Source organism: Lysinibacillus sp. BSL11 (assembly GCF_052928325.1).
The window spans coordinates 20486-45938 of record NZ_JAVGCX010000018.1; the positions used below are offsets into that span (position 1 = coordinate 20486).

Annotated in this window: 24 protein-coding genes and 2 riboswitches; of the genes, 7 read left to right on the top strand and 17 right to left on the bottom strand. The window is 37.0% G+C overall.

Annotation, left to right across the window (positions count from 1 at the left end; translation table 11 throughout):
* Nucleotides 1–105 precede the first annotated feature (105 nt).
* The 8 genes from RCJ95_RS19615 to RCJ95_RS19650 form a co-directional block, all read right to left on the bottom strand.
* On the bottom strand, nt 106–1137 hold the full coding sequence (locus RCJ95_RS19615) for a fatty acid desaturase (protein WP_221682981.1): 1032 nt from the start codon (nt 1135–1137) through the stop codon (nt 106–108).
* 109 nt (nt 1138–1246) lie between these two features.
* Nucleotides 1247–1747 carry a GNAT family N-acetyltransferase gene (locus RCJ95_RS19620; protein WP_274770378.1) on the bottom strand — a complete coding sequence of 167 codons (501 nt, stop codon included), beginning with the start codon at nt 1745–1747 and terminating at the stop codon, nt 1247–1249.
* Nucleotides 1748–1842: 95 nt separating this feature from the next.
* A complete protein-coding gene (metH, locus tag RCJ95_RS19625) occupies nt 1843–5274 on the bottom strand; it encodes a methionine synthase (RefSeq protein WP_274770379.1) in 3432 nt (1143 codons plus the stop codon).
* On the bottom strand, nt 5267–7114 hold the full coding sequence (locus RCJ95_RS19630; protein ID WP_221682984.1) for a bifunctional homocysteine S-methyltransferase/methylenetetrahydrofolate reductase: 1848 nt from the start codon (nt 7112–7114) through the stop codon (nt 5267–5269). The genes metH and RCJ95_RS19630 overlap by 8 nt, the downstream gene beginning before the upstream one ends.
* An 88-nt stretch (nt 7115–7202) precedes the next feature.
* Nucleotides 7203–7303: riboswitch (SAM riboswitch) on the bottom strand.
* Nucleotides 7304–7402: 99 nt separating this feature from the next.
* On the bottom strand, nt 7403–8797 hold the full coding sequence (locus RCJ95_RS19635) for a protoporphyrinogen oxidase (protein WP_313150797.1): 1395 nt from the start codon (nt 8795–8797) through the stop codon (nt 7403–7405).
* A 237-nt stretch (nt 8798–9034) separates the two neighbouring features.
* A complete protein-coding gene (locus RCJ95_RS19640) occupies nt 9035–10327 on the bottom strand; it encodes a protoglobin domain-containing protein (RefSeq protein ID WP_446722646.1) in 1293 nt (430 codons plus the stop codon).
* Between the two features lie 630 nt (nt 10328–10957).
* Nucleotides 10958–12244, bottom strand: a complete 1287-nt coding sequence (locus tag RCJ95_RS19645; RefSeq protein WP_337976699.1) for an SEL1-like repeat protein — start codon at nt 12242–12244, stop codon at nt 10958–10960.
* 71 nt (nt 12245–12315) lie between these two features.
* Nucleotides 12316–13332, bottom strand: a complete 1017-nt coding sequence (locus RCJ95_RS19650; RefSeq protein WP_337976698.1) for a YdcF family protein — start codon at nt 13330–13332, stop codon at nt 12316–12318.
* 184 nt (nt 13333–13516) lie between these two features.
* On the opposite strand from RCJ95_RS19650, the gene RCJ95_RS19655 reads away from it, so the two are divergent.
* The gene (locus RCJ95_RS19655) at nt 13517–13978 is read left to right on the top strand and encodes a hypothetical protein (protein ID WP_221682988.1); all 462 of its coding nucleotides are present in this window, start codon (nt 13517–13519) and stop codon (nt 13976–13978) included.
* The gene (locus RCJ95_RS19660; protein WP_004224435.1) at nt 13966–14253 is read left to right on the top strand and encodes a DUF2653 family protein; all 288 of its coding nucleotides are present in this window, start codon (nt 13966–13968) and stop codon (nt 14251–14253) included. The genes RCJ95_RS19655 and RCJ95_RS19660 overlap by 13 nt, the downstream gene beginning before the upstream one ends.
* Before the next feature lie 50 nt (nt 14254–14303).
* On the opposite strand, the gene RCJ95_RS19665 is transcribed toward RCJ95_RS19660, so the two are convergent.
* From RCJ95_RS19665 to RCJ95_RS19680, 4 genes are all read right to left on the bottom strand, one after another.
* Nucleotides 14304–14672, bottom strand: a complete 369-nt coding sequence (locus tag RCJ95_RS19665; protein ID WP_221682989.1) for an ion channel — start codon at nt 14670–14672, stop codon at nt 14304–14306.
* 106 nt (nt 14673–14778) lie between these two features.
* Complete coding sequence (locus tag RCJ95_RS19670) at nt 14779–16404, bottom strand: S-layer homology domain-containing protein (RefSeq protein WP_369355406.1); 1626 nt, start codon at nt 16402–16404, stop codon at nt 14779–14781.
* Nucleotides 16405–16513: 109 nt separating this feature from the next.
* The gene (locus RCJ95_RS19675; protein WP_221682991.1) at nt 16514–17680 is read right to left on the bottom strand and encodes an endonuclease Q family protein; all 1167 of its coding nucleotides are present in this window, start codon (nt 17678–17680) and stop codon (nt 16514–16516) included.
* Nucleotides 17681–17749: 69 nt separating this feature from the next.
* The gene (locus tag RCJ95_RS19680; RefSeq protein WP_221682992.1) at nt 17750–17920 is read right to left on the bottom strand and encodes a hypothetical protein; all 171 of its coding nucleotides are present in this window, start codon (nt 17918–17920) and stop codon (nt 17750–17752) included.
* A 179-nt stretch (nt 17921–18099) separates the two neighbouring features.
* On the opposite strand from RCJ95_RS19680, the gene RCJ95_RS19685 reads away from it, so the two are divergent.
* The 3 genes from RCJ95_RS19685 to RCJ95_RS19695 all read left to right on the top strand — a co-directional run bounded on the left by RCJ95_RS19685 (nt 18100) and on the right by RCJ95_RS19695 (nt 19420).
* Nucleotides 18100–18678, top strand: a complete 579-nt coding sequence (locus RCJ95_RS19685; RefSeq protein ID WP_221682993.1) for a TetR family transcriptional regulator — start codon at nt 18100–18102, stop codon at nt 18676–18678.
* Nucleotides 18679–18752: 74 nt separating this feature from the next.
* Complete coding sequence (locus tag RCJ95_RS19690; protein ID WP_337976693.1) at nt 18753–19106, top strand: DMT family transporter; 354 nt, start codon at nt 18753–18755, stop codon at nt 19104–19106.
* Nucleotides 19106–19420 carry a DMT family transporter gene (locus RCJ95_RS19695; protein WP_221682995.1) on the top strand — a complete coding sequence of 105 codons (315 nt, stop codon included), beginning with the start codon at nt 19106–19108 and terminating at the stop codon, nt 19418–19420. Before RCJ95_RS19690 ends, RCJ95_RS19695 begins: the two co-directional genes overlap by 1 nt.
* Nucleotides 19421–19473: 53 nt before the next feature.
* Here the strand turns inward: RCJ95_RS19695 and RCJ95_RS19700 are convergent, their stop codons facing one another.
* From RCJ95_RS19700 to RCJ95_RS19710, 3 genes are read right to left on the bottom strand one after another with little or no spacing between them, the layout of a single operon-like run.
* Nucleotides 19474–19650, bottom strand: coding sequence for a hypothetical protein (locus tag RCJ95_RS19700; protein WP_255601717.1), 177 nt, complete (start codon nt 19648–19650; stop codon nt 19474–19476).
* 51 nt (nt 19651–19701) lie between these two features.
* A complete protein-coding gene (locus RCJ95_RS19705) occupies nt 19702–20493 on the bottom strand; it encodes a heme ABC transporter ATP-binding protein (RefSeq protein WP_221682996.1) in 792 nt (263 codons plus the stop codon).
* A gap of 5 nt (nt 20494–20498) precedes the next feature.
* Entirely contained in the window at nt 20499–21545 is a 1047-nt protein-coding gene (locus RCJ95_RS19710; protein ID WP_221682997.1) for a FecCD family ABC transporter permease, read from the bottom strand.
* 146 nt (nt 21546–21691) lie between these two features.
* Nucleotides 21692–21879, bottom strand: a riboswitch (cobalamin riboswitch).
* 154 nt (nt 21880–22033) lie between these two features.
* Between RCJ95_RS19710 and RCJ95_RS19715 the strand changes: the two genes are divergently transcribed.
* Nucleotides 22034–22630: a biotin transporter BioY gene (locus tag RCJ95_RS19715; protein WP_337976692.1), complete on the top strand. Its 597-nt coding sequence runs from the start codon at nt 22034–22036 to the stop codon at nt 22628–22630.
* 114 nt (nt 22631–22744) lie between these two features.
* Nucleotides 22745–23314, top strand: a complete 570-nt coding sequence (locus tag RCJ95_RS19720) for a YdhK family protein (protein WP_337976691.1) — start codon at nt 22745–22747, stop codon at nt 23312–23314.
* 40 nt (nt 23315–23354) lie between these two features.
* On the opposite strand, the gene RCJ95_RS19725 is transcribed toward RCJ95_RS19720, so the two are convergent.
* Both RCJ95_RS19725 and RCJ95_RS19730 read right to left on the bottom strand, forming a co-directional pair.
* Nucleotides 23355–24056, bottom strand: a complete 702-nt coding sequence (locus tag RCJ95_RS19725) for a response regulator transcription factor (protein WP_221683000.1) — start codon at nt 24054–24056, stop codon at nt 23355–23357.
* On the bottom strand, nt 24034–25428 hold the full coding sequence (locus tag RCJ95_RS19730) for an ATP-binding protein (RefSeq protein ID WP_446722647.1): 1395 nt from the start codon (nt 25426–25428) through the stop codon (nt 24034–24036). Before RCJ95_RS19730 ends, RCJ95_RS19725 begins: the two co-directional genes overlap by 23 nt.
* Between the last annotated feature and the right edge of the window lie 25 nt (nt 25429–25453).

Consider the following 25453-nt stretch of genomic DNA (forward strand, 5'->3'; position numbering starts at 1 on the left):
CCTTATTATAACAAGAAAATTAAATTTATGCCTGTAGATGCTTTGACCCATAGTCCTCTCTTTACATAAAACAGCCATCTCTCTTGCAGAGATGGCTGTTATCAACTAAGCGGCAATACTGCCTCTTTCTTTACGTTTTATAATTTCATTTACTTCTTTAAACGTTACAAATTTACCTTGATCTTCATCATATAACTTGTAACGTAGTGATTCTAAACTCGTACGTAAAGTAATCGTTGTTGCCATGTGTAATGGCGGTGTCTCATTGTGTGCCTTTTCAAGATTATAATTAGGTACACGAGGAGCTAAGTGATGAACATGATGGAAACCAATATTCCCTGTTACCCATTGTAAAAGTTTTGGCAATTTATAATACGAGCTTCCTTCAACTGCAGCTTTCACATAATCCCACTCTGAATCGTGTTCAAAATAAGAATCTTCATACGTATGCTGGATGTAAAATAACCAAATTCCTAAAGAACCTGCAATAAATAAAGTAACGCCTTGCACTAATAAAAACGCTTGCCAGCCCATGAAGAAAATTAAAGCGGCACAAATTCCCACAATGGTAATATTCGTTAAAATTGTATTGAGACGTTCCTTCTTCTTCGCATCCTTACGATTAAAACGATTTAAGACAAGAACCATATAAAGTGGGCCTAATCCAAACATCACAAATGGATTACGATAGAAGCGGTACCATAGACGTTGCCCTTTTGAGGCTTGCATATATTCTTCAACTGTCATCATATCAATATCACCGATACCACGCTTGTCTAAGTTTGAGCTTGTTGCATGGTGAATTGTATGCTCACGTTTCCATTTTTCATAAGGGAATGATGTTAGCACCCCAGTAAAAAATCCAACCCAGTCGTTTGCCTTTTTACTTTTGAAAAATGACCCGTGTGTACAATCATGAAAAATAATAAAAGTTCGTACGACAAAACCTGCTGAAATGGCACTTAAGCCAACTGTTAGCCAAGGTGATACATCCACTAACAAGTAACCAGCCACCCATAATGCAATTAACGGTACAATTGTATTTATAATCTGAAAAACACTTTTACGCGTATCTGATTTGGCAAATGGCGCTACATCTTGGCGTAACTTTTTTGTTTTTTCTTTAATAGTTGCCATCTTTTACTCCCTCGTTTCTTTTTTTCTTATGATCTCATCATAAAACAAGAACACAAGTCAGTAACAGACGCAAACATCACAAAAAGGATATGACATTTGTCATATCCTTTTATGATTTCGGTCCAGTCAAATGAAGTTGAAAGAACACAAGGTCTAGCCATTGTTCAAATTTATAGCCTGCATTTTTAATGGTTCCTGCATATTCAAAGCCTAATTTTTCATGTGCTTTAATACTACCAATGTTTTCTCCATCAATACCAGCAACAAGCGTTTTGACACCATTTTCTTCAGCCATCGCTATCAGCTTGTTCATGAGCTTTGTCGCAATCCCTTTTTGATAATGCTCTTTATGCACATAGACAGAGTGCTCCATTGTATATTTATAACCTGGATAAGGACGGAATTGACTATAGGTAGCAAAGCCAGCAACAAGCCCATTATCCTCAAATACAAGTAAAGGATTATCTAATGCTTGTTGTTCCTTAAACCACTGTACTTTTTCATCAAAAGTTTGTATTTCGTATCGATAGACAGCCTTGCTTGTTAAAATAATATCATTATAGATAGCCAAAACCTCAGGAATATCTTTTTCTTCCATGAATCGTATCATTCTGCTCACTTCCCTTAACCAAATTGTTTTCTTCTATAAAGAAACAGAGATAGACAGTCCTTGAATAGACTATCTATCTCCTCTTATTTTATGCCTTAAACATTGAAGTAGCGAGCATCAGGATGAGCAAAAACGATGGCAGATACAGATGCTTCTGGCTCCATCATAAAGCCTTCTGTAAGATGGACACCAATATCCTCAGGTTTTAATAGGCCGAATAGTTTCTCTTGATCCTCCAAGTTAGGACATGCAGGATATCCGAATGAAAACCGTTGACCTTGATATTTTGCAGCAAAACGATCTCTCATAGTGAAATCTGTTGCATCAGGGAAGCCCCATTGATCACGAATTTCCTGATGCATACGTTCAGCAAAGCCCTCTGCTAATTCTAAAGCAGTGGATTGCAAGGCATGACTTTCAAGGAATTTCCCATCCTCTTTTAACTGGCGGGCTTTAGCCATAACTCCTTGACCTGCTGTTACAACCATGAGTGCAATATAGTCCATTTCACTGCTCTCTACCGTTTTTAAGAAATCTGCAAGACATAAAAATGGTTCAACCTGCTGACGAGGGAAGGTAAAACGCTCAATTTCTGTCTTACTATCAGCAGGGTCATACACAACGACATCATCACCATCTGCTTGAGCAGGGAAAAATTGATACAAACCAGATGGCTTTAATAGATCACTTTTTAAATAATCATCTACTAAATCCTTGAGCTCTGTTGCTCTTGAATCACCCGCATCAAGCAATTGCTGAACTTGCCCTTTCAAACCTAAATGGTGTCCCAGTAATGTACGCATATTAACATAAGGATATAAATGAGATACAGAATAGACTTTTTTCACATGACGTCGTAAATCAGCTGGTAAAAATACTGGCGCTCCTTTAACTGTTCGTGCAGGCTTTATTGTTACCTCTTTTGCCGGACGAGCAGCTCGTTTTTCATCGGCCTCTAAACGTTTTTGACGGGATTCTTCAATTTCTGCTAAGAAATTTTCACGTGTCCCTTCACCCATTAATAGATTCGCTTGCTCTAAGCCTTGCATAGCATCCTTTGAATAAATAACAGGACCACCATATTCATCTGCAATTTTTGTTTCAGTAAAACGACGTGAAAGTGCAGCCCCACCAACTAAAATAGGAACATCAATTCCTGCCTCTTTAAAATCCTGAGCAGTAATGACCATCTGTTGCGCTGATTTCACGAGTAAACCTGACAGCCCAATAAAATCAGGTTTTTCCTTACGAATCGCATCAATCAATTGGGCAGGGGTTACTTTAATGCCCAAATCGACTACCTTATAGCCATTATTACTTAATATAATATCAACCAGGTTTTTCCCAATATCGTGAACATCGCCTTTTACCGTAGCAAGTACCATTTTCCCTTTTCCAGCACTCTCTTCATCCTTCTCCATGAATTGCTCTAAATGAGCAACTGCGGCCTTCATCACACCTGCTGATTGTAAGACCTCTGCTACAATGAGTTGATTATCATTAAATAATCGACCTACCTCAGCCATGCCCTCCATTAAAGGACCATTAATTATATCAAGTGGCGCCTCGAAGATTTCCCTTGCAGCGTCTAAATCCTCAATTAGCCCTTCTTTGGTACCTTCTAATATATAGTAAGCTAAACGACCTTCAACCGTTTTCGGAATATCAGCTTCCGTTTTCTCCTTCTTTTTATCTCGATAAAAATCTGTAAACACTGCTAATGTTTCATCATTTGTATTAAAGAGCAGGTCATTTGCGAGTTTGATTTCCTCTTCAGGGATGGATGCATAACGCTCCAATTTCTCTGTATTAACAATGGCATAATCTAAGCCCGCCTGTGTACAATGATAGAGATAAACAGCATTCAGTACTTCACGACCAACTGGTGGTAAGCCAAATGAGATATTACTTACGCCAAGTACCGTCAATGTCTGCGGCAATTTTTCTTTGATGAGACGAATGCCTTCAATCGTTTCTAACGCTGAACCAATATACTGCTCATCCCCAGTTCCTACAGGGAACATTAATGGGTCGAAAATGATATCCTCTGGTGCAATCCCCCATTTCTCCGTTAAAAGTTGATAGGAGCGCTCGGCAATTTCGAGCTTTCGATGACGGTCAACCGCCATTCCCTTTTCATCTATCGTTCCGACAACTAACGATGCACCATATTTTTTCACGAGTGGTAATACTGCATCAAATCGTTCTTCACCATCCTCTAGATTAATAGAGTTAATGATGGCTTTCCCTTGTGAAAACTTTAATGCTTCCTCAATTACTTTTTCATCAGTTGAGTCAATCACAAGAGGCACCTTAACCTTTTTTACAACCTCCTGCATAAAACCACGCATATCGGCTAATTCATCGCGATCAGGGTTGGCTAAACAAATATCAATAACATGTGCACCATTTTTGACTTGAGCACGTGCAATCTCTGCGGCCTCCTCAAATTTCCCATCGATGATTAAATTCTTAAATTTACGAGAGCCAATTACATTTGTTCTCTCCCCAATAAATAACGGACGCATAGAATCGTCATACAATAACGGTTCAATTCCTGATACTGCATGACCATGTGTTTTTTCTGGTAATTGGCGAGGTTTTTCATCTTTTAAGACCTCACGAATGGCTGCAATATGAGCCGGTGTCGTCCCACAACATCCACCTACAATATTAAGCCAACCTTTTTCTGCAAAACCTTTTAATTTTTGCGATAGCGATTCCGGTGATTCATGATAACACCCTTCTTCATCTGGCAAGCCAGCATTTGGATAACAGCTAATATAGCCTGTTGAAAGCTCTGCTAATGAACGAATGTGATCCGTCATAAACTCAGGTCCTGTCGCACAGTTTAGGCCAACTGATAATGGTTTAATATGCTCGATCGAAATATAAAAGGCATCGATTGTTTGCCCTGCAAGCGTTGTACCCATCGGTTCTATTGTTCCTGAAATCATGACGGGTAGCTCTTTTCCCGTTGATGCAAAAGCGCGCTTTACGCCAAGTGTGCCTGCTTTGACATTGAGCATATCCTGACTTGTTTCTAATAACAAAACGTCGGCTCCTGCCACAATTAATGCCTTTGCCTGTACATAAAAATTTTCCTCTAGCTCATCAAATGTAATACCACCAGTTACTGATAACGTTTTTGTTGTTGGCCCCATAGCCCCTGCAACAAAACGTGGCCAATCCGATGTGGAATAACGATCCACTGCTTGGCGAGCAATTTCCACTGCACGCTTATTAATTTCTTCTGCTTTTGTGCCAAGATCATATTCATTTAACACAAGAGGCGTCCCACCAAATGTATTTGTACAAATAATATCTGCGCCTGCCTCTAAGTATTTATGGTGAATTTTTTCAATGACATCTGGTCTAGTAAGCACAAGATTTTCATTACAGCCATCAAGTTCCTCGCCACCAAAATCCTCTGCTGATAAATTTTCATTTTGTAGCATTGTTCCCATTGCGCCATCAAGAATTAAAATACGTTTCTCTAGTTGCTCTTCAATCGAGTGCTTAGCCATGTATACTTACTCCTTTTTTCTGTTCATCCAATTGCTCTATATATTTCATCAACTCTAGTGTCACATCGTAACGTAAAAATGGTGTAATAAGGTAAATCCCATTGAAATATTGCGTAGCCTCTTCTACTAATTCTTTGGCAATAGCAATCCCTTCCAATGTTGCCTTTTCTTTATCTTCTCCACATGCTTTCATTCTTGTTAAGGCATCTTCAGATAATTTGATACCTGGCACTTCATGATGTAAAAATTCAGCGCTTTTATAACTCGTAACAGGCATAATACCGATGTATATTGGAGCTTGTAAATGCTTTGTTGCCTCATAAATCTCTACAATCTTCTCTTTCGTATATACTGGTTGAGAAATGAAATAGTCTGCCCCATGCTCAATTTTCTTCTCCAAGCGTGTCACAGCACGATCTAACACACGGACGTTTGGATTAAATGCAGCAGCAACTGAAAAATTTGCTTTTTTACGAAGTGGCTTACCTGAGAACGAGACCCCTTCATTTAATTGCTTAATTAATTGGATTAGCTCCATGGAAGATACATCATAAACACTTGTCGCACCTGGGAAATCTCCTACTTTCGTTGGATCACCCGTAACGGCCAACACATCATGAATACCTAAAGCATTTAACCCCATTAAATGGGATTGTAGACCAATTAAATTACGGTCGCGACATGTAATATGAGTTAGTGGGCGTACACTATGTGTGCTCTTCAACAATGCGCCCATTGCAATATTACTAATACGTGGAGAGGCCAGTGAATTGTCTGCCATCATAACTACATCTGCACCTGCATCATATAATTGCTTTGCTCCTTCAAGGAACCCATCGATCTCTAAATGTCTAGGTGTATCCAACTCTACTATGACAGAGCGTTCACGTTTAACTTTTTCATGAAGAGGCTCATACTTTGTTGGCTCCGCTTCTCGAACAATCTCAATCTTTTTAGGCTTCGCATGCTTCTCCTGAACCGGTGATAACTCTTCTAAATACTTCTTTGCTGCTGCAATATGTTTGGGTGTTGTACCACAACAGCCCCCTATTAAGCGTACACCTTGATCACGCAATTCAACAGCCGCTCGACCAAAATAATCAGCTTCTGACTCATAAACGACACGCCCATCCTCTAAGTCCAGAAGTGAAGCATTTGGATAGGCTGACATAAATGCCTTATGAGGAAGTTCTACACCCTCAAATGCCAGAATTGTATGGTGTGGACCTAGTCGACAATTGACACCAACAATATCAGCACCTAGGGCTTCAAGCTCATGGAGAGCATTATTTAAAGACATCCCATTTTGTAAAACACCAGGCTCATGCATAGAAACTTGTGCAATAATCGGCAATTTTGTTTTTTCTCGTAGCATCTTTAAGGTTGCTGTTAATTCTTCAAAATCATAATAAGTTTCAAGTAAAAGGCCATCTGGATTCCCTGCAAGTAAGACTCTTGCTTGTTCTTCAATAGTCGCTAATATTTCATCCAAGGTTGCATCACTTTTACGAATTCCCCGAATACCACCAATTGTTCCTAAAACAAATTGACCGCCATCAGCCGCTGCTCGTTTTGCGATGGTGATAGCAGCTTCATTAAATTGTTGGACACGTGATTCTAATCCATAGCGAGCTAATTTAATGGCATTTGCACCGTACGTATTCGTTTGAATGATGTCAGCACCAGCTGCAATATATTCTCTATGAATCTTTTCAATTAACTCGGGTCTCTGAACATTCATTTCCTCATGGCAATACTCCAATCCATAGCCATATAGCACTGTGCCTATTGCACCGTCTGCCGTCAATACATGCGTTTTTAACCTTTCAAGCAATCCCATAAAATTAGCCTCTCTTCCTATGTCTCTATATAATAAAAAGCCTTCTTTCATAAAAAAGAAGGCTTTAACGATTCATCATTGTTGTTCCTTCTCATCTTCGACTCAACGGTCTTCTGGATTTAGCACCTGACAATAAAGTTGGTTGCTGAAGCTTCAATGGGCCAGTCCCTCTGCTTCTCTTGATAAGAATTAAGTATGAATTTTTTAAATAATTAAAAGAATCATATCGTTTACTGACGAATGAGTCAAGACTATTTCACATAACAAAGTTTTTTTCCACTTAAAATCTTAGAAATTGGCAAGTTCCTTTGCAAGCTCTTCGCCAATTTTTTTCCCATTTTGAATGCAAGCACCGATACCTACGCCAAAATATGAGCACCCTGCAATCGATAAATTAGGGTATTTCTCATGTAATTCTTGTAGTAATCCTTGTAATGCCTCACGATGCGCTAGATCATATTTAGGCATTTGATCAATCCATTTTGTTACATTCACAACGGTTGGTTGCTCCTCTATTCCTAGGCTCTTTCTCACATCTTCTAAAGCAACTGCTGCCAATTCTTCATCCGTCATGGCATGTAGTTGCTCATAGGCTGGATTGATGCTCTTATAAAAGAGTCGCACAAGTAATTTATTTTCTTTCGATGTATGCTTCCATTTACGACTAGTCCAAGTTGCTGCATTACAAGTAACGTCTGAATTATGGGAAACAATATAGCCTGTTCCATCTGCTGGCAATTTAGCATCTGGCACATCAAAACCTAAATAGATAGTAATCGCTGACGCTGTCGTAAATCGATCAAAATAGCGGTTTAAAGATTCATCCTGTAGCAGATTTTGGACAGTATCGTTCGGTAATGCTAAAACGACATAATCTGACTCAATAATTTCACCATTAGCTAAGGTAATAGTGTAGTTCTTATCTTGTTTTTGAACATTTAAAGTAGTAACACCCTTGATAATTTCTACATCGGATAAGGTTTGTTCAAGTCGATCAATTAAAGAAGATAAACCTTTTTTAAACGATATAAATTTTTTGTTCGCTGCTTTAACAAATTGCTCACGATTCGCATCAAAGCCTTTAATAATACTTCCATAATCATTCTTATAATCAATCAAATACGGTAAAGTAGAGCCAATAGAAAGCTGATGTAAATCTCCCGAATAAACACCTGCAAGGACTGGTGCAATTTGATTTTTCACCAGTTCCTCTCCTAAATAGTAAGTTAAAAATTCACCGATTGAACTTTCCTTTGTGAAGCTATTGTTTGGCAATGTTAAATCCTTCAACGCTTCTTTTTTTCCTTGCTCGGAAATAAGTGTACTTTCCTCTAAGGATGCTAAACTCATCGGTATTCCGAAAGTTGAATCTGCCGGAATAGCATGTAACTCATTATTCGTATAAATATAAGAAATACCTGTTTCGTTGTAAACTAGTTCCGCCTCAAAATCAAGCTCCCGCACGAGTTCCATAACGCCTTGATGACGGGCTACAATAGAATCAGCACCCGTTTCCATGATGAAACCTTTTTCATGTGCTGAATATAATTTGCCTCCTAAATATGTATTTTTTTCTATAAGCACTAGACGAACATCTAAATTATGTTCCTTTACTTGACGTTGCAAATAATGCATTGTACATAGTCCTGTAATACCGCCGCCTAAAACAACAACTGTTTTCATCATAACCGCCCCTATTATTCGTTCTTTCTACAGTATAATCTTTTTTTCATTGAAAATTACGTTAAACCCTTTACAAATTTAGCAAAAATAGAGCTATTTCTTCAGTGAAATAGCTCTTACTTTCTGAATCTCTATAAGATTGATCCTCTATAACGATGGCTTCACAACAAACATTTTAATAGGTACTATAGTGTTTATTACGTCTAAAAACATAAAAAATAGGATGTTGTTAATAGTCTATCCTTTTAAATTTTGCGCAAAGCTCGCTAATTTTTCTGCTGAATTTGTTACCTCAGTAAATGAAGTGCCTAATTCACTTAATATGCCTACAATTGCTTGTATTTTTGTTGCCATACACTCATTTTGATCTTTTGCCTCTGTCATGGCTCCCAATATACTCGTAAATTGGCCTTCAGTTTGTAACATATTTTCTTCACCTGCTGCAACTTCATCTTGAATATTTGTCAAAGAATACTCTAGTTTCTCTGTTCGTTCACCTGTCTTTTTCAATAACAAAGCCACCGCTGTAACAGATTCTTTTGTCTGAATTGATAATTTCCGTACTTCATCGGCCACTACACTAAAGCCCTTTCCCGCTTCCCCAGCACGTGCTGCTTCAATTGCTGCATTTAAAGCCAATAGATTTGTTTGATTCGCAATATTGGTCACAACACTCATGATTGTTTCCATTTCCTTAGACATACCTGATAATTGTTCTATATTTTCTTCTATATCATGAAGAGAATGACTAATATTTAGCATATTTTGTGATTGATTTTTTAAACGCTCGCGACCCTCAAGTGCTTGGTTTTCAGCCAGTGTAGACACATCGAGTGATTTTTTTGCCAAATGTTTAATTTCGCCAGATTGCTTACTTAAGCAGGAAAATGAATTATTGGTTTCCTGTGAGATAGCTGCAAGTGCTTCCGAAGAATCTACAATCTGTCGTTCAATCGCTTCTTTTTCATGAACCATTTTTTCTTTCAGTTGTTCCACAGTGTTTTCAAAAGCTTCTAAAACGAGTTGTTGCTCAAAATTACAAATTTTCGATATAGCTCTGATCGTATTAAATTGATCTTGTGGAAATTCTATATTTTTTTCGACTAAATCAATAAATGATATCGATAAATCTTGGAATGCACAGATATACCACTGTGTTCTAAGCCCAATGTGGACATGCACCTTTGCAATTTTTACACGCCTTTGGTAATACATCTCATCAATGGTTCCGTTAAACATTTCAATAATATGTTGCCGTAATGTTACTTTAAGCTTTTCTACAGAACTATGATGACTGATAATATCTACCAAATGATGCTCTGTTCCAATCATGTTGTAAAAACGGTTTACGATGTGATCTACATTATCCATAACTATTGGCTGGAAAGCTTTTAAATATTGTAAGTCGTTCTTCGTTAAGTTCAGCATTTCAATTTGCTTCGCCATCGATTGACGAGAGGACAAATCCATTTTCACTGTGTATTGCTGTAAATCCAATACCTTCGTCTTTCTCTGTTTTTGAAAAATCACACATCTTCCCTCTTTCATTCCGTTTACTTTCATCAGGCTGAGAAACATCAAATCCCTTTTAACATATTGATGGATACACGAAAAAATACCGATAAAATCAGATTAGTCAGATTTAATGGTTACATTCAATAGCGCAATTCCGTATGACAGACTTCCTCCCAAAGTATGTCGGGTACCCCTTTACTCAATTTATCCTAAGATTATATGCTTTCAGCAAACAGATATAGTCACTACATGACTATCAGTAAATTATTTACGTATGCTTCTTTTCAAAATCACTCATTTACATTAATCATTTTATAAATGACTGTCAATCTTATGAGTACCATTTTTTTACACAAAATGTATAAAAAGTCCTTGTTGTTAAATAAAGCGTAATAAACATTGAAAAAGCTACCACAATATTATTGGGTAGCTTTTTTAACTATTTTTTTGTTTATTATGCTTACTTGTTTTATATTTATTCTACTTTTTTATTGATCATCTTCAAATTTCACTATACTAATATTTTTTACCCTCAATCATCATCTATCTAAATACTCTTAAATAGCTGTCTAATTTAGACTTAAATACCCATAAACCATAGCAATATAAATCATTCTAAAAACCTATGTTTTTTTAACACTAAATTTACAATCCTTTAAGTTCCTGTAATATTTTAGCCGCTTCTTCGGATCCTGCATCTGCCGCGAGTCCATACCATTTAATAGCTTCTTTTAGATTTCTTTCTAACCCTGTATCTTTATTAAAAATATGCCCTAACTGTAGCTTGGCTTCTACATCTCCTTGAAGTGCGGCCTGCTTAAACCAATGTATACCTTTTTCGAGATTGCGAATTCCAGCCAGACCATTACTCCATATATAACCTAAATCATAAAAGGCATCTACATGATATTGTTCTGCAGCTCTTTCATACCAAAACAGACCACGATTGACATCTTTCACTTGGCCTAAGCGTCCCTCTAAATAAATTCCACCCAGTCGATATTGTGCTTCCACATACCCTGCCTCAGCTGATTTTTTATAGGCGTTAAAAGCCTCTTTCACATCTACCTCAACGCCTAACCCCTGCTCATAAATAATCCCTAACGTAAACATTGCCTCTGCCACATTCTTTTGTGCAGCATAATCAAACCACTTTTTTGCTAATGTATAATCCGTTGATACACCTTCGCCATTAAAGTACATATCTGCTAAATTATTGGCAGCATCCGCATGTCCCTGTAAAGCTGCTTTTTCATAGTATGAAAAGGCAAGGGAATAATTTTCCTCCATACCTATGCCCCCGAAGCAAAAATTCCCAAGCATATATTGAGCATCTGCATTTCCTTGGACAGCAGCTAGCTCAAACCATTTCAATGATTTTTCAGGTTGAAAATGTTTACCCTCTCTAGAATTATAGTATTCGCCCAGTTGATATTGGGCATCACCATCCTGCTCTTCAACCGCTTCCTTATACAAATCAATAATGAGCTCATGATCTAAGTCCTCTTCATCTAGAACAGCAACTTGTTCATCTTGATGGCGAAAATACCACTCTACAATATCAAGCACATCATCTACTACTTCTATACTGTTTTTTAACTTTTCTAGCGAAGAAATTTGCCAAATGAGTATATAGATAGGCTGTGGAATGGCATCGCGCAAGACATCATCATATTCTGCCAACAGCGTTAATACATTCTCCTGAATCGATTGAGATTGCACTGTATGGACAATCTGCAAATGACGTTGTTGCTGTTCTTTTAATAATCCTCGTACTACTTGATACAGTATTTTCTGCAAGGCTGTTAGGTTAACTTCTGGGAATGTAAGTAATTTTATATTTTGAGCAAACCACTGATCTTGAGTTTGTGTAAGATTTTGTAGGGAAATTATTCGTTCTTTATTTCGCTTGGCTAAAATTTGCTCGTACATTATTTTCCTCCCTTGCACACTATGTAAAAAACTGCCTTACCACTATTATATGGAAGACAGTTGAAGTTTGGTTACACATATGCTCTCAATAGTAAGCCTATGAAAAGCGTAATAATTAAAAATACTGTGACATGGGTCCATTTATACATGGCTAATAAGCCTATAAATTCTCGTGTGAATGCATTAGGAACATAGTAAAAAGCAGTTTTTGAGCCAATTCCCTCGGCGTCTAATGCTGCTTTCCTAGCATAAATACTTGCGCGAAACACATGGAAATTATTCGTAACAAAAATGGAGCGATAGTTCTCTCCATGAGAATGTTGGTCCATTATTTGCTTTGAAAAGATCATATTTTGTTCTGTATTGGCTGAACGATCCTCCATTACTATCTTGTCAGTCGGAATATGATGTACTTCTAATAGGTATTGTTTCATTGCATATGCTTCTGATACCTTTTCATCATTTCCTTGACCACCAGAGACAATAATATAAGGCTTCATCTCATACTTTTTATATTGCTTTACTGCTTCATCTAAACGACTTGCTAAAAGCGGAGGTACTGTATCGCCAATTAACCCTGAACCTAATGCAATGATGTAATTTGGTTCATAACGTATTGGTGTAAGAAGATACAATATTGAATAAGCAAGGACACTAGTATATAAGAACATTGTATAGCCAAAAATCAAAAACGCATAGAAGAAAAGAATATGCCAAAATACATTTTCAATTTCAATAAAAATGACGAATACATACCATAACATCATAATAACAAAACTTAGCCCCAATATGGCTAACATTAAGTTACGAAATTTGCGTCCTTCCTTTTCCAATAATACTTTACTATTGAAAAACATGGCTATCGATAAAATAAACATAATACTTGGAAAGCTTCCTAATATAATGAATATCCCCATTTCGGAAATAATCCCCTGATCATTCGGTAGCAATAAAGGATAATGAATAATGAACGCTCTGACAATATACATACCTATCAGGCCAAGTGCTACCGCGTTAAGAAATCGCCTTTTTTCTGTTAGGTACAAAATAATAAAAATGGTAAGTAAGATTGATAAAGTTAGTAGCATTTTTTCACTCCTTCCTATTGTATAATTTCTACAATCATTACATCTGCCACTATTTGTCCATATTTTTTGATATAGCTTAATTTTTGAAAGCGTTTGTTTTATTTTTTAATATAGTTCATGTAATATTACTATATAAGAACTAGTTTATGATTAGATTAAAAATTATATTGGAGGAATGTATGTAATGAAAAAAATTCTTGCCGCTCTTTTTGCAGCGACACTGATATTTTCAACTGTTGGTGCAACATTATTTATTTCTGATACGCCAACGGCAGAAGCTAAATCCTATAAATCGGGTAAAAAGGGCTTCTCTAACAATAATAATAGCTCGAATATCCAAAAATCGGATACTACCAAAGATCAAAACAATGCAACAACAAATAAAAACAACTCAACATCTACTAATAAAGCAGATACTACTAAAAAAGGTGGCTTTTTCTCAGGTGGTCTGATGAAAGGATTAATGCTTGGTGGACTTGCTGGATTATTATTCGGTAGTCTATTTAGTGGTATGGGTATACTGGGGAATATTTTAGGTTTACTTATTAATGTCGCAGCAATTGTTGTTATTGTGATGCTTGTTGTGAAGATAGTGAATATGTTTAAAGATAAAAAGCGCAAAGAGGAAGCACAATGGCACAAATAATCAACGAACAAGATATTATTAATGCTATTTGTTTATCTCAAGCCTACTATCAAAACATTCGACCCGAGGATGTTCTTGTTGAATTGACTTACGAGGATGATGCAGGCTTTGGTGCGGAGGTCGAAGTCAACGGTCAAATCGAGGTGCTTAATACAGCAGCCATGATTGGTGCCTTACGTGTTTGGATCAAGGATGTTCTACACGGTGATCCATTCTCAACAGGGATTGAACTTGTTTTAGATGACGAAGAAGGCATTATTGCCAAACTATCATAAAAAAATAGCAGTACAATGAATCGTCCAAAGGAATTCATTGTACTGCTATTTTACTTTTTCAAACGTTTTTTAACCTCTTCTTTTTCTTCTTCATTAAGAGAAAAATCTACGATAGAGCGTCCCAGCATTAATAACATGATAAACATTACTCCTGTACCAACAATTAAATAAATCATTGTAAAAACTTTAGAATAAGCCGTTGTTGGATATAGTCCTGTTTCGACTCCAGTTGGAATTAAGCTCACTACAGCAAAATACATGGCATCCAACCAGTACCACCCTTCTGTCCCCTTGTAGAATAGAGTTCCTGATAGAATGATTAAAAATAGTGTAGTAAATAATGATAGGAACTGTGGACGTTTAAAGGACCTCCACAAACCTTTTACTAATCTTTTAGCAGATAATATAAATGATAGCATCCCATTCTCCTTTATCAATGGACATACAGCAGCATAGTTAGACTATACTTCGTTTTTTACGAAAACGTCAAAAGGTAGAGGAGACAATCCCCCTACCTTCTAATTATTATTGAATGAGTAGCTGACTAAGATTGGTAAATATTTTAGCTGCTTGACCTCTTGTTGTGACAACCTCAGGTGAAAATTTCCCTCCATCCCCGGTCACGATTCCTAATTCATACAGCATTGTGATTGCACGTTTGGTTTCTGCATTATAAGAAGCAACATCCACAAATGGCACATTGCCTTTTGCAATATACGGCTGATTAGATTGCTGTTCATAGGCGCGATGAATCATTAAAGCTAATTGAGCACGTGTCACAGGGTGTCCAGGCTTAAATTTCCCATCTGTTCCTTTAATAAGACCATGTACATATGCTGCCGCAATTTCTGCCTGTGTTGCTGCATCATAATTTGCGATATCAGTAAATGGTGCTTTTTCTTCAGTAGTTAAGCCAAGACTTCTTACAAGAATGGCTGCAGCTTGGGCACGTGTTACACTACTCTCAGGTCTAAATGTCCCATCTGTATAGCCATTCATTATACCTGTATTTGCGGCTTTTTGAATATACTCTTTTGCCCAGTGATTCTGTGTATCTGTAAAGCTAACGGTTCCTTTCGTAGTGAAAGTTACTGTAGGATTTTGAACACTTTCATTACCAGCACCATCAATGGCTTTGATAGATACATTGTAGGTTGTATTTTCTATTAAATCTTTGAGCGTAATTGTAGTAGTGTCAGCATTTAAAGTTGAAGTTAATTTTCCATTCACATAGACAAGGTAATTTGCTACGCCTACATTATCTGTCGCTTCTTGCCAGCTAACCTTAACAGTTGTACGATCTTTTACCTCTACTCCGATAGCCTGCGTGACATCCCATAAAGAGCTTGTTTTAATAATGGGTAAAAATGCTTCATTTGCTATCGCTAAATAACCAGCTTCACTTAAATGAATATTTTCAGGGTTTGGTAGATAGTTGGCAACATCCTTTGCAACAACATCATATGTAGGAACAAAAATAGCGCCCGCTTTTTCAGTAGTTGTTTTGATTGTTGAATTCAAAGTAGCTAATAACAGATTAAATTGTTTTTGTAAGTTCGCACTATAGTATGGGAAGGAATTATAATAGCCCATTACATATACTTCAGCTTGTGGATTAATTTTTTTGATTTCAGAAAGAATAGTAGCAATGTTCGATACAGCTTCTTTAGTAGCTTTTATGATAGCCACAGTGTCAATTCCCGTTGTTTGAGATTCTTTTAATATTGGCAATAGATCATTTGCCCCAGCTGTTAATGTGATGATTTCAGCTTCCTTAATAGAAGCTCGTAACTTTGCCTGTTCCTCTGTATAGCCAAAACCAGTCACTGTTTTTGCAACATCATTTTGTAGATCAGCTAAAACATTTTTAGTTGTGTAGCCTGACATAGCAAAGCCCTTATTAAAGGAAGTAAGGAAGCCGTCTTGCTGTAATGCCTGTGCAATAAAATCGGTATAGCCTAATCCAATTACACCTACTTCATTCATCCCATGTGCTAATGAATCACCAAGTGCCACATAATCGGTTTGTACAATCCAACTTGGTGCTATACGGTCACCCTGTCCTTCTTCTGCACTAGCTGCTACAGGTAAAGCTAATTGCAAAGCCAATATACTTGAAGCTAAAAAACGAAATTTCTTTGATAATCTCATTTACTCTCTCCTCTACTTATAAAATAGTCGTTGTTTTCACTATTTTACTAGAGGAGCGATAAAAATAGGTTAAATTACAACAATCTTTTTAAAACATTTCATTTTTTATCTAATCAACCTGTATCTTTCCATAAATCCCACCACCACCAACTTTAATGGCTAATTGGCCTGTTCTCGCTAAATCGATTAATTGGGCTAGTTTATGTGGCACAATTTGTTCAAGCTGGTCGATTGTTACACGATGCAAAATATTCATTTCTGTACCAAATGCTCCGATTAAACGTTCCATCATTTTAGGACCAATACCTGGAATGAAATCAAGTGGTATCTGATGAATGTAAGGTGGTCTATTTCGTTTATTGGGAAAGTCTTCTGATAGCTCCTGTATACGGGTAGCTACTCCCTTTATAATTTGAGTACTCCCACATTCTGTACAAATGGTAGCTTCTTTACTTAGCTGTTGACTACATTTTGCACAAACTGTTTGATGATATTTGCCAAGCAAAGGATTCAGGCCATAATTGGCTATTACCGCTCGTCCCTGTTGCTCATGCAGAGCCATTTTTAATTCTGTAAAATTCGCTTCTGCTAATCGTAACTTTTGATATTCTCGCGCTAATTTTCCAAGCGAATGTGCATCGGAATTGCTAACGAATGTATATGCTTGTAATTCTTTAATATGACGTACCATATTTGTATCAGAGCTTAAACCTAATTCAATGCCATCAATAAGCTGCGGATCAAAGACTTCAGTTAAACTTCGACGAACCCCTTTGCCAAACAAGCTTTTAAATGGTGTAAATACATGTGCAGGAATAAAAATACCTCCCAATTCATGCACCTTTTGCTGCAAGGTCTTGCCATCACAATAAATACGTTGTGAACTTAAATGGATATTCTTCATATGTTGTGACATCCATTCTGAGAACTGCTTCATGAGCTCTAGTGTAGGAAAGTAAGCAAGCACATGAATAGGACCCTGACAATGTTGATCATAAATTTCAATTTCCGATCCTGGAATCAAAGTTGTTTCTTGAAAACGTAGACCACCTTCTTTTAGTTCTTTCAGTTCTCCGTGTTCAATCATCCTCACCATTTCTTCGATTACTTCTGGTGAGTGACAGTCAATGACCCCAATGATGTCTAATCCCTTTCTTGCACTAGACGTCTCTAAAATTCGTGCTAATGTTAACGTTTTACTGCCAGTAATTTTCACTGCCCTTCCACTAGAAGTACGTCCAATATGAATATGTAAATCAGCATAGAATTCATTCAATTCAAACACTCCTTTTAGTACATCTATAAAACGAAAATACCTTACATTACTGCAAGGCATTTCTCTTCATTATGATGGATGATTTGTAGTAGTGCTATTATTTGACTCAAAAGCGCCAGAACCGTGTGATGGTGTGGAGGAAGCATCATAGGCAACTAATGTTACACCAATCTTTTCTTCAAGCTCATTGATTTTTTCTAGTTGCTGCGGGTCTAATTGTGCAAACTTAATTTCTGTCATGGCCATCAATCCTTTCAATTATACAATTCCCCGAAATATAGAAAATATACTTCTTCGCATAATTGTGGAATTACAAACGAACACGGATAAAAAAATGACTGATTATCAGTCATTTTTATTGACATTATTTTTCTTATTCTATAACATAATAATTAAGTAAGGCAAAAGTGAGGGATTGCATGTCAAAAGAAGAAAAAATTATTCAAGCTGCCATTGAGGTTTTTCGAGAAAAAGGAATAGAAAAAACAAAGGTTTCAGATATCGTTAAAGCTGCTGGGATCGCTCAAGGAACATTTTATCTTTATTTCCCATCACGCCTTTCTGTGATGCCAGCTATTGCAAAAAATATGGTAGAAAGAATTATTGCTACCTTAGATGAAGGTATTTCAAGTCATAAGCCCTTTGAACAGCAACTTGAAGAGGTTGTGGAAATGGTTTTCTTAATCACGAAAGATTATGGAGATATTGTTGCACTTATTTATGCAGGTATTGCGCAAACTGAGCATTTAAAAGAATGGGAAAATATATATGCACCCTATTATGAATGGATGAGCCATTTCTTATTATCTGGCAAGCAACAGGGAATGATACGTGATTCAATTGACCCAACACGTTCTGCTAAACTGATGATTGGTCTAATTGAATCTGCTGCTGAACAAATTTATTTATTTGACGATAGCAAGGATGAAACAATGAAATTGCTCAAGCTTGAGCTTATAGACTTCCTATCTCACGCACTTGGCCTACGTCACCCATAAAAGTGACGTTCTTTTTTACTTCAAAAATGACTGAACGTCAGTCATTGCATTACCTAATAGAAAGGATTTTACTTATGAAAAAAGAATGGATGTACGTCGTTTTAACAAGTTTATTTGAATTGCTTTGGGTATTTGGCTTTAACGTAGCAAGCTCATGGTGGCATTGGATAATTATTGTGACAATCATTGCTATAGATTTTCATTTCTTATCGGAGGCTTGCGAGAGCTTACCTACTGGTACAGTCTACGCTATTTTCGCCGGAGCAGGTGCAATCGGTACTACATTAATGGATATTTTCATTTTCGAAGGAGAATTTAATGCCATTAAAGGACTGTTCATGATTATTTTAATATTAGGTGTGATTGGTCTAAAATTAGCGGATAATTCCTCTAAAGTGCAGGTGCAAACGAAAGGAGAGAATGTATAATGGGTTGGGTACTTATTATCTTAGCTGCTTTGTCTGAAATTATAGGTGTGATTGGCTTACGCTTCTATAGTCAGCAGAAAACATTACGAAACTTAATTTTATATATTGGTGGTTTTGGTGTGTCCTTTGCCCTTTTATATGCATCCTTCAACTATTTGCAGTTAAGTATTGCCTATGTTGTTTGGGTAGGAATTGGTACTGTTGGAGCTGTACTCGTAAATATCATTTTCTTTGGTGAATCTAAAAATCTATCACGTATTATCAGTATCATAGCAATTATCATAGGTGTAGCAGGCTTAAAAGCAGTATCTTAATGGCTCTACAATACAGGACGCCACTCTTAAATCGGAAGCGTCCTGTATTCATTTTATTTAATACGGCATGGTTGGATAATAATCAATCCATCCGAGCCAATACCAGTATGGACATTGGCCATTTTTTGAGCCAATTCACAAAAGATATCTTCCTTGTAATCATGTTGGAAAAGATCAAGATAGATATCGCTGTTGCCAATACCATGCATTTTCGTAAAGGCTATTTGCATACAGTCACTCCTTAAAGGATGTTTTATGTATCTAATAGAAGATCTCGCTTTCTATATTTGGCTAAACCTCTTCGTGAACTGTTCAGGAACATATGTAAGATACGGCTTCCCTGTCAGTGGATGTATTTGAATATCCGCAAAAACACCGAATACATCTTGTAGCACTGTTGGGGTAAGTACTTCCTCTGGTGTACCATGGCAAACTATTCGCCCTTGCTGTAAAACGTAAATTTGATCGCAATACATAGCAGCGATATTCAAATCATGTAAAGCTGCTACTACGGTTAAATGCAAGGTCTGAATTAAATCCATAAGTTGAAGTTGATGATGAATATCTAAATGATTCGTCGGCTCATCCAATATTAATACCTGTGCTTGTTGAGCGAGTGCCCTTGCAACCATGACACGCTTTTTCTCGCCACCAGAAAGCGAACTAAAGCTTCGTTTCTCTAAATGTGATATGCCCGTTTGCCTAAGAGCCTCTTTAACAATTTGAAAATCTTTCTCTTGATCAAGCTCTAACAGCTTTTTATGTGGTGTTCTTCCCATACTGACTAAATCATGCACAGTGAAATCAAATAATACGGGTGTCTCTTGGCTTACAACAGCCAAATTTTTCGCAATTGATTTACTTGATTGCTTTAATATATCTTGCTCATTTAATACTACCGTTCCGCTTTCAGGTTTTAGGAGACGATACATATTTTTTAACAATGTTGATTTTCCGCTCCCATTAGGACCAATTAATCCAACAAATTGCTTTTCTTTTATTTGAATGCTTACATCATGTAGTATACGCTGATCGTAAATGGAGAATGATACTTGTTTCGCTTCTAATGTCATGGACGTTAATCTCCTTCACCGAAAGAATAGTTGTTACGACGGAGAAGCCAAATGAAAAATGGTCCCCCACAAAAAGCTGTAATAATACCAATTGGCATTTCCTGAGGAGCAATAATGATTCGAGCAAAGGCATCTGCCCACACTAAGAATATTCCACCTATTAAAGCACTAATAGGTATGACGTATTTATAGTTTGAGCCCACAATTAAACGCACAATATGGGGAATAATCAATCCCACAAATCCTATAGAACCACTAACTGCGACAAGCACACCAGTTAATAGAGATACTAATAGTATTAACTGAATACGGAATTGCTGAAGATTAACGCCTAATGTCACTGCCGCCTCTTCTCCTAGTAATAATAAATTTAAATTGCGATAGTGTAGCCATAGTAGCCCAAATACAACCAAGAATACGAAGGCTGGAATCACAATACTATTCCATTTGGCTCCAGCTAAACTACCTAGCATCCAAAACATAACAGCCTTTAAGGCCCCTTCTTGCTTTGACATCATTAAAATAAAGTTAGAGATAGCCGTTAAGATAAAGGACACAGCCATGCCTGCCAATAGCAAGCGGAAAATAGAGACACGTCCCCCAACACGTGATAAGAAAAAAACAAGTGTAATGGCAAGTAATGAACCAAGGAATGCGGATACTGAAAGAGCGTAAATACCTAAAAATGAAAAGGCTCCTAAAATAATCACAGAAGTAGCTCCTACAGCTGCCCCTGAAGAAATCCCTAGAATATACGGGTCTGCAATAGAATTACGTACAAGTGCCTGAATGGCTGCCCCTGCAATGGCTAACCCCGCTCCTACTATAGCAGCTAGCAAAACACGAGGTGCTCTTATTTGCCAGATGATGATTTCCTGAGAGCGACTCCAATCTTGCTCGATCGAAGTTTGTATAAAAGGAATTTTAGAAAGAATAACTTTCCATACATATAACGGTGTAACTGAAACTGAGCCAACCATTACAGCAAAGGTCATTGAAACAATTAATACCATGAAAAGTACGAAGGAAAATAACATAAATTTTTTATTCATCTGTTTTAAACTCCTACTGAATATTGATGAATGAAGCAATAAAAAAAGGTATCCCATGCGAAAATGCGCATAGAAATACCCTAGATTAAACAAAGTCAGAAAAATATCCAGCTATTGTCCGTAATTGCTTGCATCCTCGTGGGCATTACAGGTATTACTAAATGGCAGGTCTCCTGGCTTCGATTCACTATCCTATAATTGCCTTCCCATTCTTAAACAGTGGCAAATCATATTATAGGATTCCTCGTTACAGTTGCGGGACAGCGTCGGACTTCCACCGACTTCCCTTTTAAGTGACATTCAAAAATGTCACACCAATAGTATTTGAAGTTATAAAATTGTGACGGTTCTATCATACATTTTTATAGATAGATAGTCTACTTCTATTTAACCCAATATTTGAGTTAACTATTAATAATAATAAGGTTGACACAATAGCATTCGTTTTTTACACTAGCAGTAATAACTTATAAAACGAGGTGAAATTCATGGCAACTGTTACACAACATAGTCACCATAAGTTAAGAACTATTGACATTACCTACATTGGATTGTTTTCAACGCTAATGATGGTGGGTGCTAATATCACTTCCTTTGCACCCTTTATGGTAGTTGGTGGTGTACCCATTACGCTTCAAACCTTCTTTGCAACTTTAGCAGGGCTTATTCTTGGTAGTAGAAAAGGTGCGCTCGCCTGTACAATTTATATGTGCGTAGGATTGGCGGGAGCTCCTGTCTTTGCTCGTTTCGGTGGTGGAATTGGCCAAATTTTAAGCCCTACCTTTGGGTTTATTATTACATTTATATTAGCGGCATTTGTTGCAGGGTTGATCGTGGAACGAAGCGGGACAAAGAAAAGTTTTATCGTAGCTGCTTTGGTAGCAACGGCTATAAATTATTTGATAGGAACAAATTGGATGTTTTTTGCCTATAAGCTTTGGGCAAGTGCGCCAGAGAATTTTTCATATAAGCTCGCTTGGCTTTGGATGATTCCTCCACTACCAAAAGATATTATTTTAGCTATTTTTGCTGGTATCTTCACCCATAGATTACAAAAAACATTGAAGATCATGCCCATTCAATAGCATATCTCCCCACCTAATTGTGCCAGACTAAAGAAATGTTTTTCATAGGGTCATATCCATCGTTTCTGCACATTTATTTGCTACATTAGGAGCACATAGTGAGGAGGATATCATATGAAATTCAATAAAAGATGGTCAGTCGGACTATTATCAGTAGTCGCTCTAATTAGTTTATCGGCTTGTACAGAGGATCAAACAGAACCAGCGTCCACTTCTAATGAAACTTCTGAAAAAATGGATCATTCTACAATGAACCATTCAAGTTCTGGCGATGTACCAGTAACATTAAAAAAAGCTGAAAACCCGAAATTTCCTGTAGGGAGCACAGCCATTATTACAGATGGACATATGGAAGGTATGAAAGGGGCAGAAGCAACAATAGTAGGTGCCTATAATACAACTGCCTATGTTATTTCCTATGAGCCTACATCTGGTGGAAAGCGAATAGAAAAGCATAAGTGGGTGATTCATGAAGAATTAATTGACCCACAAGAAGCACCACTGGCTCCTGGAACAGAAGTAAAAACGGACGCAACACATATGGAAGGTATGGAAAATGCGACTGTCCTTATTGACGAGGCTGTGCAAACAACTGTATACATGGTCGATTATACTTCCACTACAAGTGGTGGAGCTGTAACAAATCATAAATGGGTAACAGAAGAAGAGCTTAGTCCAAAATAATAGAAATAACCTCTACCTTCAATTCTGGTAGAGGTTATTTCTAGCTTTTATGTTCCATTCGCTTTCTATTTGCAGACTTATGCCATTTATAGCCGATGCCCCAAACGGTTTGCAAGTAATCATCCGCAGGAAAACCACTTTTTCTTAATTTTTCTCGTAAATTACGTACATGTGAATCAATGGTACGATCTTCAATCGTTACATCATATCCCCAAACAGCATGTATAAGGTGTTCTCTAGAAAATGCTCTATTTTGATAATCTAAAAATAGGGCGAGCATGGCAAATTCCTTTGGTGTTAATGGAATTGCCTTATGTTGAAAATATACTTCAAAGGACTCTCGATCTAGACAAAGCCCTTCAAAGTTAATCACTTTTTCTACAGATATCGTTCTTCTTAATACAGCATGTATGCGTGCTAACAACTCTTCCTCATCAAAAGGCTTTAAAATGTAGTCATCAGCACCAAGGTTTAAACCTTTTACAATATCAGCGTGTTCTCCTTTTGCAGTAAGCATAATGATAGGAACATCCCAAAACTTCCTAATTTCCTGGCAAACCTGCCACCCATCCATCTCTGGCATCATAATATCCAAAAGAACTAAATCCACATGTTCTTCTTCTAAAAAATCCAATGCCTCTTGTATAGAAGTCATTGCTCTACAAAGAAATAGTGGTTCCAAATAAAGGGTTAATAAATCTAACATTCTTGGTTCATCATCAATGCATAAAATCGTTTTCATTCGTTTCTACTCCTTTAAATGATAATTCAAAAGTAGTCCCTTTATTGATTTCACTTCTAACCTTTATTTCTCCCCCATGTGCTTGTACAAGCTCCTTGACAATAGCAAGCCCAAGTCCAGATCCACCTAAAGCACGACTACGTGATTTTTCCACTCGATAAAACCGATCAAAAATATATGGTAAATCCTTCTTTGGAATTCCTTTCCCTGTGTCTTCAACGGTGATGCTTAAAATTCCACTGTCTTTTTTTACAGTGACTGTAGTCATATCTCCTGGCGCACAATAGATTAATGCATTATTTAATAGATTAATCAGGATTTGCTCAAGTCTTGCTTCATCGGCACATAGTGTTAAGCCATTATCACAACGGACAACCAAATAGATACTTTTATCTTGAAAAGCGGGTCTTAATTTTTCTTCAATGCTTGTGAAAAACGGCTCTAAATGTAAGCAATGTTTTTCAATTACAAATGAGTTTTCATCCATTTTCGCTAAATCAAATAAATCTTTAATTAATCTAGAAAGTCTATTTGTTTCTTCTATTATAATAGCTAAATACTTTTGACGATCTTGCCCTGTTAAATCCCGTTTAGCAAGAATGTCTGTATAGCCTTTAATAAAAGTTAGCGGTGTACGAAGCTCATGTGCAATACTCGATAAAAACTCCTTACGCTCTTGCCTTAGATGATTTAAATCATTGGATAAAAGCTGGATAGCATTTGATAAATCCCCAAGCTCGTCTTTTCCATTCGTAGAAAGAGCGACTGTAAAATCACCCTTACTCATTTTCAATGTAGCCTCTTTCATTTGAATAAGTGGTTTAGCCAACTTGCGAGATAGAACAACAATGACTGCAATACTGACAAGACCAGATACAATACCCACGATGAGAAAATGCTTATTGAGCCGCTTCATTAATGCATGGATGGAATCGGTATTTTGAAACATAAATACATAGCCAATCGTTCCTTGCTGATTTTGAATAGGGCTTATGGTCGCAATAGCTTTAACTTCTTGCCAATTGTCTTGTAAAACCCTTCCTTCATAAGGTATTTCCCCCTCTATCTCACGAATCAGATCATTCATTTCTTGATGTGGTTGTGAGGATGCAAGGATTGTTCCGAAATGGTCAGTCACCACGACATCTGTACTTGCTTCTGATTCCATAAGAACGACATGTGCTAGTGTTTCATTATTGAAGTTCTGTTCTAATATAGTACGATGTGAATTTCCTCTCGCTTGTAAACGCTCTAGTTCCTCTTCCACTCTAGAATTCGTCAGGGAAACATGCAAAAAAAACATCATAAAGGTTTCAATACAAAACAATGTGATGAAAAAGATAATGCCAAGCTTTAATGATAATTTTCTCATCCGTAACCACCATTTTAGAATTTCT

Bases quoted from the DNA above. Each gene is read 5' to 3' on its own strand.
- RCJ95_RS19645 (WP_337976699.1), bottom strand. From the start codon at position 12,244: ATGTACGAGCAAATTTTAGCCAAGCGAAATAAAGAACGAATAATTTCC.
- RCJ95_RS19615 (WP_221682981.1), bottom strand. From the start codon at position 1,137: ATGGCAACTATTAAAGAAAAAACAAAAAAGTTACGCCAAGATGTAGCG.
- metH (WP_274770379.1), bottom strand. From the start codon at position 5,274: ATGGCTAAGCACTCGATTGAAGAGCAACTAGAGAAACGTATTTTAATT.
- RCJ95_RS19690 (WP_337976693.1), top strand. From the start codon at position 18,753: ATGAAAAAAGAATGGATGTACGTCGTTTTAACAAGTTTATTTGAATTG.
- RCJ95_RS19670 (WP_369355406.1), bottom strand. From the start codon at position 16,404: ATGAGATTATCAAAGAAATTTCGTTTTTTAGCTTCAAGTATATTGGCT.
- RCJ95_RS19620 (WP_274770378.1), bottom strand. From the start codon at position 1,747: ATGATACGATTCATGGAAGAAAAAGATATTCCTGAGGTTTTGGCTATC.
- RCJ95_RS19730 (WP_446722647.1), bottom strand. From the start codon at position 25,428: ATGAGAAAATTATCATTAAAGCTTGGCATTATCTTTTTCATCACATTG.
- RCJ95_RS19660 (WP_004224435.1), top strand. From the start codon at position 13,966: ATGGCACAAATAATCAACGAACAAGATATTATTAATGCTATTTGTTTA.
- RCJ95_RS19630 (WP_221682984.1), bottom strand. From the start codon at position 7,114: ATGGGATTGCTTGAAAGGTTAAAAACGCATGTATTGACGGCAGACGGT.
- RCJ95_RS19720 (WP_337976691.1), top strand. From the start codon at position 22,745: ATGAAATTCAATAAAAGATGGTCAGTCGGACTATTATCAGTAGTCGCT.
- RCJ95_RS19725 (WP_221683000.1), bottom strand. From the start codon at position 24,056: ATGAAAACGATTTTATGCATTGATGATGAACCAAGAATGTTAGATTTA.
- RCJ95_RS19700 (WP_255601717.1), bottom strand. From the start codon at position 19,650: ATGCAAATAGCCTTTACGAAAATGCATGGTATTGGCAACAGCGATATC.
- RCJ95_RS19715 (WP_337976692.1), top strand. From the start codon at position 22,034: ATGGCAACTGTTACACAACATAGTCACCATAAGTTAAGAACTATTGAC.
- RCJ95_RS19710 (WP_221682997.1), bottom strand. From the start codon at position 21,545: ATGAATAAAAAATTTATGTTATTTTCCTTCGTACTTTTCATGGTATTA.
- RCJ95_RS19695 (WP_221682995.1), top strand. From the start codon at position 19,106: ATGGGTTGGGTACTTATTATCTTAGCTGCTTTGTCTGAAATTATAGGT.
- RCJ95_RS19665 (WP_221682989.1), bottom strand. From the start codon at position 14,672: ATGCTATCATTTATATTATCTGCTAAAAGATTAGTAAAAGGTTTGTGG.
- RCJ95_RS19680 (WP_221682992.1), bottom strand. From the start codon at position 17,920: ATGACAGAAATTAAGTTTGCACAATTAGACCCGCAGCAACTAGAAAAA.
- RCJ95_RS19635 (WP_313150797.1), bottom strand. From the start codon at position 8,797: ATGAAAACAGTTGTTGTTTTAGGCGGCGGTATTACAGGACTATGTACA.
- RCJ95_RS19705 (WP_221682996.1), bottom strand. From the start codon at position 20,493: ATGACATTAGAAGCGAAACAAGTATCATTCTCCATTTACGATCAGCGT.
- RCJ95_RS19655 (WP_221682988.1), top strand. From the start codon at position 13,517: ATGAAAAAAATTCTTGCCGCTCTTTTTGCAGCGACACTGATATTTTCA.
- RCJ95_RS19685 (WP_221682993.1), top strand. From the start codon at position 18,100: ATGTCAAAAGAAGAAAAAATTATTCAAGCTGCCATTGAGGTTTTTCGA.
- RCJ95_RS19650 (WP_337976698.1), bottom strand. From the start codon at position 13,332: ATGCTACTAACTTTATCAATCTTACTTACCATTTTTATTATTTTGTAC.